Here is an 8,766-nt window from a genome sequence, read left to right on the forward strand (position 1 = left end):
AATTCGGCCCAGAAAATACCAGAGCCAAAGATTAAGATAGGTAACGAATAGAATTTAATTTGATATCAAGAAATAGAATACGATTCAAATCAAAAAAAACAGAACTTAGAAAAATCAAGCCCGAGTTTAGAATTACCGAGAATCGTTAAAGAACCATTCGAAAACAGATTTGAAATAATAATAATACCACACCTGAATAAACTTTCGAAATAATCGATTAAATTGAACCAGAAGAATTATTTGACTTATAGAATTTGAGACAAAATCAAAGCAGTTTCATAAGTTAGAAAAACCAAGAATCTGAATATCAAAATCTCATTTTCTGACTTGCATTAAAAATCGAGAATTATTTGAATCGACCTGAATAAAAACACTAGAATTAATGGGAAAATATTGACTTGCAGAATTCTCGGAAAATGAATCAGACAAGCTGAACAAATTTTAGTTATTTTTAGCAAGCAGAAAACAGAACCAAGTCATAAACATAAAGAACAAAAAAAATTACTACGGGTAACACCAGCTTTAAATAATACTTCGCTTAACGCTTCGTACTATTCAAAGCTGCACCGTTACAAGCAAGTATTTGAATCTCCGAAACGCTAATATAAAAAAGAATAGAATACATTACTTCATAACAAAAAGGAATCAAAACTAACTGAGATGCTAAAAAGGTATTTTCTAAGTATTCTAATCGTTACCATTGGACAATTACTTTTCAGCCAAACAACTAATTTCAATAGTTTTATAAGTCCGCCAGGGACAAATAATATCTCAGATAATTTATATCTAGATAAAGTTGAAGTAACTAATTTAAATTGGCTCGAGTTTATTATTTTTCTAATACAAACTGATACTACTTCCTATTATTTAAAAATGTTACCAGATTCAACAATTAACAAATTTGACTTTGAAATTTATGTTGATTCAAAAGAATTAGAAAATTATCCTGTAACAGGTATAACCTATGAACAAGCACTGGCATATTGTAATTGGAGAAGTGAATTTGTTACAAAAACTAAAAATCGCAAAGCAATTCCAAAGGGTTCTTGTGCTTGGAAATATTGGATAAAATTTGAAAAATTTGACCCCGAAAGAAATTATAAAATTGTTTACCGTTTACCAACTCCTAAAGAATATGAACAGTTTTATAAGTTGAAGTCAAAAGATAATTACGACTCAATTATAAAACCTATTAAATTTAAAGAAAAGGAAAAATACTTTAATTTCATCATTGGCAATGTATCTGAAATGACATTTATAAAAGGTATAGCAAAAGGAATGGATTTTAAACACAAACCTATTAAAGATCAGAAAAAGACAGAATTGAATAAAGATATAATTTATCAGAAACCTGAACTATGGTTAGGATTTAGATGTATTGCTGAATATATTTTGATTGAAGAATGAGAACATATAGAAATTGAAGAATTTAAAGTATAATACCAGCTTGTAACAGGCTTTAAAACAGTTTGTCTCTTCCTTCATATTCAGGCTCTCCTAGAAACTCATAGATCTTTTTGTACTGTCTTGGCAATAATAAATTTCTGTTATTAGCTTTTATATCCTCTTTTATTGGTTTTAACCAGCGAATCATAGTTGAAATATGAACTCCATATTCTTCAGCAATTTGAGTAAGTGTTTTTGCTTTTTGTGACATAGCTTAAAGTTTTGTGATATTATGCTTTGGATTTCGTCAATAGGTTCCCTTCAAAATATTTTTCTATCTCTTTACCAGTATGCTTGTCATAAATAATGGCGACTCCAGCTTTGGAACCATACTCCATTATTTTCTTATGAAATCGTGCAATGCCAATATTCCTGTCAATAACTTTTGAATAGCGATGATTCCAATCTAATGACCAAAGAGTGCGAACATTTCCGTCTTTAAAATAAATTAACAATTTGGAAAGTGAATCCCTTTTCAGTTTCCATCCTTCTTTATGTGCATCCATCCCTTTAGTATTTGCTATTTGATTTGTTGAATAATTTCTGGTTTGAGAACAGAAGCATAGAAAAGCTGCAACAGATCAACTTCCTTTAATTTGCCAACTCTTGTTTCACATTCCCTGTAAACTTCCAATGGAGACCTGCGTTTATCTACATCTTTCTTCTCATTGTTTTGAAACTTCCTGATCTGTGCATATAGAATCAGCTTCTTTCGTACTTCTTCCTTTCGTTCCAAGTGTTTTTTATACCAGATTTTTGTTCCTGTAAACCCTGAAGGATTGTTAGTGTCAAAATACTTGTAAGGTAGTTGGACAAACCGCCTTTCAGGGTCTTTAGCAACAAAATCACGAGCCAGACCAATCCGCTCACAGTAATTCTGGTGCACCCTTGAGAGCGCACTATCTGCCACTGGTTCATACCAGCCAACAAGCATCTCTTTTGCTTGCTTCTCTTGAAAATCGGTTAGAAATACATCTTTGTAAAGCAGCATTTTAGCCAAATGCCACAATCGTTCGGCATAGAATCTTAGGGAAGCGCAACGGGCTGGCGCAATATATTGTTTCCAGTTATTGTCGCCTGCCCGTTTATGCACTTTTTCCCTTGCTTCTTCCACCTGAATCGCTTCAGGAACAAAATTTTCCGCACCTTTTTCCCTTGTGTTTCCAGTTAAAATGTTTCCAGTTGTGTAACCTGTTTTATTTATAAGCTGCGTGAGCGATAGCGAACTCCTTTCTAATTTGTTACCAGTTTCTGCAAGGTCAGGAGTAGTATGCTCCGAGTTATCAACCCCTATTAATAAATTACTTTTATTGTAACTATTGTTACTAGTATATGTATGAGGACATTTTGTCGTACCCTCTTTTTTAACATCTTGATTTTCAACACTTTTTTGTTTCGCCTTTTCCAGTTCCCTTTTTGCATCTTCAAGGTCTTTTCGACAGGTAGCTAACAGAATATCGGAGTTTATTAACAGCTCATATCCTGAGTTGCTTCCGCAGAATTTCTTGTTAGTAATAATGCCAGCTTCTTGGAGCTTAATAATATGTCGTTGTATTGTTCGGGAGCTTACCTTGACCAGTTTTGCCAATTGTGAGTTATTTGTTTTAAGAGCAGGCAGCTTATTAGAAGATAACTCCATAAAACTACTTGCCTTGACAAGGAAAGCTCCATAGATACGGATGATCTCCTTTGCCGTAAATAAAACACTTGCTTTAATTTTTTCTGTTAATTCTTCATGCTGGTCATTATGTCTTTCAACAAAATGATCTAATGCCCTGTATGAGTTGGTATAACTAATTACTAACATGTATCCTTTAGTGTTAAATGATTTGTACTACTACCTGTTTTCTTCTAATGACTTAAAAGAAGGGTCTTGTTTTAACTTCTCAATGACAGCTTTCAAATCAGAAAGCAAATCATAATATTTACTATTTTGGACAACTTTCATAAGCTGAATTAGGTTTTGTAATTCATTACTTCCTGAGCATGGCTTTTCAGTTCTGCCTTCTTTTCTTTGAATTCTTTCACGACTAACCAACCTTCAATCCAGATTTTTTCCGTCTGTGGTAGCTTTACATCACCAGCTTCAAAGAACTTATAAATCGTTGGTCTTGAAATACCTGTGCGGTTATGAATCAAATGAATCCCATTCTTTGGAAGAGACTCTTTTAACTGGTTTATTTCTTCAGCTGTAAACATATTGTAAATAATTTGTAAAAGTTCTTGTTTATGATTAACTTTACTACCTATCTTTGCACAAAGGTAAACTATAATAGTAAACATAACAAAGTGAAATAGTAAATATATTCATCATGGAAACAAAAGAATTGCCAAGAGGAGTACTAAACAGCAGGTATGCTGCTGCAATTGATCATCTTATCAAAACATTTATTCTGAAAAACAATCGTGAATTTGCTGCTCGAATGGAAGAGTCACCAACAATATTATCTTCTATAAAGTCAGGGCATCGCAATGCGTCCTTAGCTCAGATATACAATTTGATTAATAAATTTGATCTGAATGCTAACTTTTTTCTAAAGGCTGACAACAATCAGGAGCAGGTTGAGTACAAAGGGTCGGGGATTTATGCAAATGTTACAGGAAAGAACAAGGATGTTACAATCGGTAAAACGATCTCTAAAATAGCAGGTGAAGTTGGGAATTATTATAATCATGTGGAGAAGCTGGTTAATGATGCAAGCCCCGAATTGAAGGATCATATCAAAATGGTACATGATAAATGTGAAGGGCTGGAGAAAGAAAAACATGCTATGAAAGAGGAGTTAGTGGAGCTCAAAAAAATTATTGGTTCTATGACAGATCAGATACAAGAAGCTCAAGTCCAAATTAAAGAAAAGGACGAACGATTGTATCAAGCGCAGTGTGAACTTATTGAGGTATATAAACAGCAGAAGAATTAGTGAGTAATGAAGAGCAACACGATTCATAATCACAATAAGAGTCCATTGCTGGAGCTCCTTTATTATATAAGGGAAAGAGAGGCAAATTATGTTTTGTCAGGCTCTGTTGATCTAGTTTCACTTCCATTTATTGATTCTGTTAAAGCATCGCTATTAAAAGAAGCGGCAAATGTCGGATTAAATAACGAATCATTACAGAGTTTAGATAATAATTTACAATGTACTGTAACTGTTTCAGAAACTTCAGTCAGTGTGCTTGAAAAATATATTATTGATATCCTTTTAGGTGGAGAAAAATGCTGTGTTAGCTTTAACCGAGATGGTATAATTACTGAAAGTATAAGCCGAAAAGCTGTTGTCTCAATAGACCTGAGAGAGATTATCAATAGTACCTTTCCTGGACTCCCAATAGATACAGAAGTAATGAACTTATCTACTATTAAAGAGAAGGAAAAGCGTGTGATCGACATTCTAAGGGAGCGGAATTTCCATGCAATCAAAGTCATTAAACGAGGAAAGGCACTTGACAGGGTTGAGTGCGAGGAAAAGCTTCCAATTGATAAGAGAGTGATTGACATTATGAAAGAGGCTGCTTTTCAAAACATTGAGATTAAACAGGAATCAGGAAAACCTGTATATATGAATAGGGTAGTAAAAACAAAGTTATAATAGCTATGAATAACGTTCAGGCATCATATCGAATACCAATCTTACTGAATACATCAGAAGGGTGGAGATATAATGAGAAATGTTTCAGGAAGGAAGTAAGTTTTCAAATGATACCTTTAACAGGATTTTAAATGCAGAAAAAATGACACCGGAAAGATTAAGGTCGTTTCCGGGGTTTGAACAAATTGATGAAAATGAAGCACAGCAAATAATTGAAACGCTTGAAAACTATTGTGGAATAATTGTAAAACACGTATCAAAGAACAGAGATTATGGATAAACTAGATGTATTTAAGTCATTTGCCAAACAATCGAATGCTCAAACAATAAATATAGATGGAAAGGCAGTGATCTATACAAGGGTGTCAACCAAGGAGCAAGCAGAAACCAATGCTAGCTTGGAGACTCAAAAGAAATACTGTCTGGAATTCGCAAGTCGTAAAAACATTGAAGTGATTGAATCTTTTGGTGGTACTTATGAGTCTGCAAAAAGCGATGAAAGAATTCACTTTCAAAAGATGTTGTCATTTGTAAAACGCAAAAAGGACATTTCATACATAATTGTTTATTCCTATGATAGGTTCTCTCGAACAGGTGCAAATGGCGCATATATCAGTGAGCAATTAAAGAAACAAGGTGTTGTTACGCTTTCAGCAACTCAGGAAGTAGATGCAATGACAGCAGCAGGGTCATTCCAGCAAAACCTGTATTACATGTTCAGTCAGTTTGATAATGAACTAAGAAGGGATAAAACAGTCTCAGGGATGAAGGAAAAGCTTCGAAAAGGGTATTGGATAGGAAGCATTCCAAGAGGCTATACGAACTTAAACCCAGGTAGAGGAAATGAGCAAAAGATTGTTATCAATGAGGATGGCAAAATCCTAAGAAATGCTTTCATTTGGAAAGCAAGCGAAGACTTATCACACCAAGAAATCTCAAAGAGACTTGCTAAAAAAGGGTATCATGTTGCTGCTAAGAAGTTAAGTGATGTATTCCGCAATCCTTTTTATTGTGGAGTGATAGTAAGTTCTCATATTCCTGGTGAAGTAATAGACGGAAAACATGAAGCATTTGTGTCAAAAGAGATATTCTTGAAAGTTAACAACCTATTGAATAAAACAGGGTATGGTGAGAAGAAAAATAAAGATTGTAAACACCTACCACTAAAGAAATTCGTAAAATCAGCTGATTGTGGGACTGCATATACTGGATATCTGGTGAAGAAGAAAGGATTGTACTACTACAAGAATAATAGGATTGGATCAAAGGAGAACAGGAATGCAAAGGTCATGCATGAACAATTCAAAGAGCTGTTGTGTAATTATCAAATTTCAGACAAGAAATACCTTGCTCCAATGAAAGAGATCATGTATTACACATTCAAAGCAGAACATGAAGCAAGAATTCAGGAAGCTCAAGTGCAAAGAGAGAAGTTGATTGAGATTAATGCCAAGCTTGACAGACTAGAAGAAAGATTTGTGTTTGAGGAAATCACTCAAATCCAATATGACAAGTTCAAGCAGAAGCTGGAAGCAGAGAAGCATGAAATAGAAGAAAATCTACATAAAGATGGTTTTGATTTATCGAACCTTGAAAAAGCCATTGATTTGGCATTGCAATATTCGCTACAACTCCCGCAGTTATGGAGTTCTGGTGATTTGGAAGTAAAACGGAGTATTCAAAATATGGTCTTTCCTGTTGGAATTCTGTATGACTTTAAAAATGGTAATTATCGAACCGAAAGAATAAATTCAATTTTTAGCGTAATCCCCTCATTGTCAGATAAAAGAAAGGACATAAAAAAAGGGAATGAAGCTAATGTTTTACTTCATTCCCGTCTAGTAGCGAGAGGGGGACTCGAACCCTCGACTTCAGCATTATGAGTGCTGCGCTCTAACCAGCTGAGCTACCTCGCCATTATTTTTTAATATTCAACAATCCATTTAACTGTTGTTTTTTAAGCTGAGCCCCGTCCGAATGGATGAATACCTTCATCAGGGCGGATACATCGCCATTGCTTTTTATTCTGATACTCCTTATGAGTATGCTTGCCAAAATGGAGGTGCAAAGATAAAAGAATTTTAAAATTGCCCCACCTCTTAACTGATATTTATTTTCTAAGCCTTAACCTTCTCCTTGGCCTATTTCTTACTTGCATTAAAAAGTACATCTTTCTCTCTTTCTGACAAACTATCATAGCCTGATTTAGCTATTTTATCCAGAATACTATCTATTTCCAACTGATTGAAATCTGTTTTAGGTGCAGATTTTTCTTTTGAACTGGCTTGTTTTGCATTTGGATTTTTATGGTATTGTCCACCTTTATGAACTTTGAATTTCGGTTTTGGTTTAAAAGCTGCTCGAAACATGTCAAGAATACCACTTAGCCAACCACCGATATCAGTTCCTCCCTGAAGCAGTTTAATATAAATGTATCCGTAGAAGGCACCACCCAAATGTGCAAAATGTCCGCCTATGTTTTCCATATCTCGCAGACTAATTACATCAAGCAATACAAAAACGATGGCTATATATTTTAGTTTAACAGGCCCAAGAAACATCAAATTCATGCTATTATTAGGAAGCAATGTTGCCGTAGCAACAATAATGGCAATAACACCTGCTGATGCTCCAACCATATAAGAATGCATATTTGTTAGAGCAGGAAAAGTTTGATAGGCCAAGATATATATTAAGCCACCACTAATTCCACCCATTAAATAGGTAGCCACAAGTTTCCGATCTCGTAAATATTCCTGAAAAATTTTACCAAACCAATAGAACAAAAGCATATTAATAATGATATGCAAAAAGCCTCCATGCATAAACATGTAGCTTACAATTGTCCAGGGTTTGCGAATTATTTCTGATGGATGAGCCGATAATGAAAAATACCGCTCAAATTTCGTATATATTTCATCAGGTATTTTGAACAAGTTAAAGAATACCTCTATAAATCCGAATAACACAAAAACAACAATATTGATTAATATTAATTGGTAAAGCTTGTTGTTGTTTTTAACAATGTTGAAATAAATATTACTCCAGATATTTTCAAAACGATTCATTCGAAGTCAATTTTATGAATGCTTTCTTTTTTACAAAGATACTGTTCCTGTGTATGAAAGGAATTCTTATTTTTGTCAAAATATTTAATCATGAAAGTTGTTGTTTTAGGTGCTTCAGATAATCCCACTCGTTATTCCAATATGGCCGTGAATGCTTTGTTGAATAATGGCTTTGATGCCATACCAGTTGGCATAAAGAATACCTCCATTGATGGAGTTCCGATCATTAACAGCAAAGATCCACTTCAAAACATTCATACGATAACCTTATATCTGAACCCTATGAGACAAGAAGAATGGTATGATTTTATCCTCAAAACCAATCCCAAACGACTCATTTTTAATCCAGGTACAGAAAATTTAGAATTAATACAGCTGGCCATGAATAATAATATTGAAATTGTGGAAGCCTGCACATTGGTCATGCTCAGCACCAATCAGTTTGATTAATTTTCAGACAATTTTATTTCATAACTCAATGCTGACGATTTCGTAAGCATGGCACTCACTCCACAATAGTTTTCTTTGGATAACTTCACTGCTTTTTCAATTTTAGCCAGGGGTAAATCCTTTCCTTTAAAATCATAAATAATGTGGAATTTGTCATAAACTTTAGGATGCTGATCAGTCATATTTGCATCCACATGAATTTGGAATGAGTC

At 34.1% G+C, this 8,766-nt stretch carries 12 protein-coding genes and 1 tRNA gene; 6 read left to right on the plus strand and 7 right to left on the minus strand.

Annotated elements, in window-relative coordinates:
• Positions 1 to 660: 660 nt before the first annotated feature.
• Positions 661 to 1,407, plus strand: coding sequence for an SUMF1/EgtB/PvdO family nonheme iron enzyme (locus tag HOG71_13535; protein ID MBT5991867.1), 747 nt, complete (start codon positions 661 to 663; stop codon positions 1,405 to 1,407).
• Between the two features lie 52 nt (positions 1,408 to 1,459).
• Here the strand turns inward: HOG71_13535 and HOG71_13540 are convergent, their stop codons facing one another.
• The 4 genes from HOG71_13540 to HOG71_13555 all read right to left on the minus strand — a co-directional run bounded on the left by HOG71_13540 (position 1,460) and on the right by HOG71_13555 (position 3,729).
• Complete coding sequence (locus HOG71_13540; GenBank protein ID MBT5991868.1) at positions 1,460 to 1,657, minus strand: hypothetical protein; 198 nt, start codon at positions 1,655 to 1,657, stop codon at positions 1,460 to 1,462.
• Positions 1,658 to 1,676: 19 nt separating this feature from the next.
• Positions 1,677 to 1,952 carry a hypothetical protein gene (locus tag HOG71_13545; GenBank protein ID MBT5991869.1) on the minus strand — a complete coding sequence of 92 codons (276 nt, stop codon included), beginning with the start codon at positions 1,950 to 1,952 and terminating at the stop codon, positions 1,677 to 1,679.
• 14 nt (positions 1,953 to 1,966) lie between these two features.
• On the minus strand, positions 1,967 to 3,253 hold the full coding sequence (locus tag HOG71_13550) for a hypothetical protein (GenBank protein MBT5991870.1): 1,287 nt from the start codon (positions 3,251 to 3,253) through the stop codon (positions 1,967 to 1,969).
• A 149-nt stretch (positions 3,254 to 3,402) separates the two neighbouring features.
• Positions 3,403 to 3,729 carry a hypothetical protein gene (locus tag HOG71_13555; protein ID MBT5991871.1) on the minus strand — a complete coding sequence of 109 codons (327 nt, stop codon included), beginning with the start codon at positions 3,727 to 3,729 and terminating at the stop codon, positions 3,403 to 3,405.
• Between the two features lie 29 nt (positions 3,730 to 3,758).
• Here HOG71_13555 and HOG71_13560 point away from each other — a divergent pair, with 29 nt between their 5' ends.
• The 4 genes from HOG71_13560 to HOG71_13575 all read left to right on the plus strand — a co-directional run bounded on the left by HOG71_13560 (position 3,759) and on the right by HOG71_13575 (position 6,919).
• Positions 3,759 to 4,367 carry a hypothetical protein gene (locus HOG71_13560; protein ID MBT5991872.1) on the plus strand — a complete coding sequence of 203 codons (609 nt, stop codon included), beginning with the start codon at positions 3,759 to 3,761 and terminating at the stop codon, positions 4,365 to 4,367.
• A gap of 6 nt (positions 4,368 to 4,373) precedes the next feature.
• Entirely contained in the window at positions 4,374 to 5,036 is a 663-nt protein-coding gene (locus HOG71_13565; protein MBT5991873.1) for a hypothetical protein, read from the plus strand.
• A gap of 142 nt (positions 5,037 to 5,178) precedes the next feature.
• On the plus strand, positions 5,179 to 5,316 hold the full coding sequence (locus HOG71_13570) for a hypothetical protein (GenBank protein MBT5991874.1): 138 nt from the start codon (positions 5,179 to 5,181) through the stop codon (positions 5,314 to 5,316).
• Positions 5,309 to 6,919 carry a recombinase family protein gene (locus HOG71_13575; GenBank protein ID MBT5991875.1) on the plus strand — a complete coding sequence of 537 codons (1,611 nt, stop codon included), beginning with the start codon at positions 5,309 to 5,311 and terminating at the stop codon, positions 6,917 to 6,919. The genes HOG71_13570 and HOG71_13575 overlap by 8 nt, the downstream gene beginning before the upstream one ends.
• Here HOG71_13575 and HOG71_13580 read toward each other — a convergent pair.
• Both HOG71_13580 and HOG71_13585 read right to left on the minus strand, forming a co-directional pair.
• Positions 6,879 to 6,952 (minus strand) — tRNA-Met (locus tag HOG71_13580). The genes HOG71_13575 and HOG71_13580 overlap by 41 nt on opposite strands.
• Positions 6,953 to 7,177: 225 nt before the next feature.
• The gene (locus HOG71_13585) at positions 7,178 to 8,104 is read right to left on the minus strand and encodes a rhomboid family intramembrane serine protease (protein ID MBT5991876.1); all 927 of its coding nucleotides are present in this window, start codon (positions 8,102 to 8,104) and stop codon (positions 7,178 to 7,180) included.
• Between the two features lie 90 nt (positions 8,105 to 8,194).
• Here HOG71_13585 and HOG71_13590 point away from each other — a divergent pair, with 90 nt between their 5' ends.
• A complete protein-coding gene (locus HOG71_13590; GenBank protein ID MBT5991877.1) occupies positions 8,195 to 8,554 on the plus strand; it encodes a CoA-binding protein in 360 nt (119 codons plus the stop codon).
• On the opposite strand, the gene HOG71_13595 is transcribed toward HOG71_13590, so the two are convergent.
• Positions 8,551 to 8,766, minus strand: a 216-nt coding sequence (locus HOG71_13595) for an OsmC family peroxiredoxin (GenBank protein MBT5991878.1), incomplete at its 5' end; no start/stop codon positions are given. The genes HOG71_13590 and HOG71_13595 overlap by 4 nt on opposite strands.

It is taken from the genome of Bacteroidota bacterium (assembly GCA_018698135.1).
In the GTDB taxonomy this organism is placed as follows: domain Bacteria; phylum Bacteroidota; class Bacteroidia; order CAILMK01; family JAAYUY01; genus JABINZ01.

Bases quoted from the DNA above. Each gene is read 5' to 3' on its own strand.
- HOG71_13545 (MBT5991869.1), bottom strand. From the start codon at position 1,952: ATGGATGCACATAAAGAAGGATGGAAACTGAAAAGGGATTCACTTTCC.
- HOG71_13585 (MBT5991876.1), bottom strand. From the start codon at position 8,104: ATGAATCGTTTTGAAAATATCTGGAGTAATATTTATTTCAACATTGTT.
- HOG71_13570 (MBT5991874.1), top strand. From the start codon at position 5,179: ATGACACCGGAAAGATTAAGGTCGTTTCCGGGGTTTGAACAAATTGAT.
- HOG71_13540 (MBT5991868.1), bottom strand. From the start codon at position 1,657: ATGTCACAAAAAGCAAAAACACTTACTCAAATTGCTGAAGAATATGGA.
- HOG71_13575 (MBT5991875.1), top strand. From the start codon at position 5,309: ATGGATAAACTAGATGTATTTAAGTCATTTGCCAAACAATCGAATGCT.
- HOG71_13550 (MBT5991870.1), bottom strand. From the start codon at position 3,253: ATGTTAGTAATTAGTTATACCAACTCATACAGGGCATTAGATCATTTT.
- HOG71_13590 (MBT5991877.1), top strand. From the start codon at position 8,195: ATGAAAGTTGTTGTTTTAGGTGCTTCAGATAATCCCACTCGTTATTCC.
- HOG71_13555 (MBT5991871.1), bottom strand. From the start codon at position 3,729: ATGTTTACTATTATAGTTTACCTTTGTGCAAAGATAGGTAGTAAAGTT.
- HOG71_13535 (MBT5991867.1), top strand. From the start codon at position 661: ATGCTAAAAAGGTATTTTCTAAGTATTCTAATCGTTACCATTGGACAA.
- HOG71_13560 (MBT5991872.1), top strand. From the start codon at position 3,759: ATGGAAACAAAAGAATTGCCAAGAGGAGTACTAAACAGCAGGTATGCT.
- HOG71_13565 (MBT5991873.1), top strand. From the start codon at position 4,374: ATGAAGAGCAACACGATTCATAATCACAATAAGAGTCCATTGCTGGAG.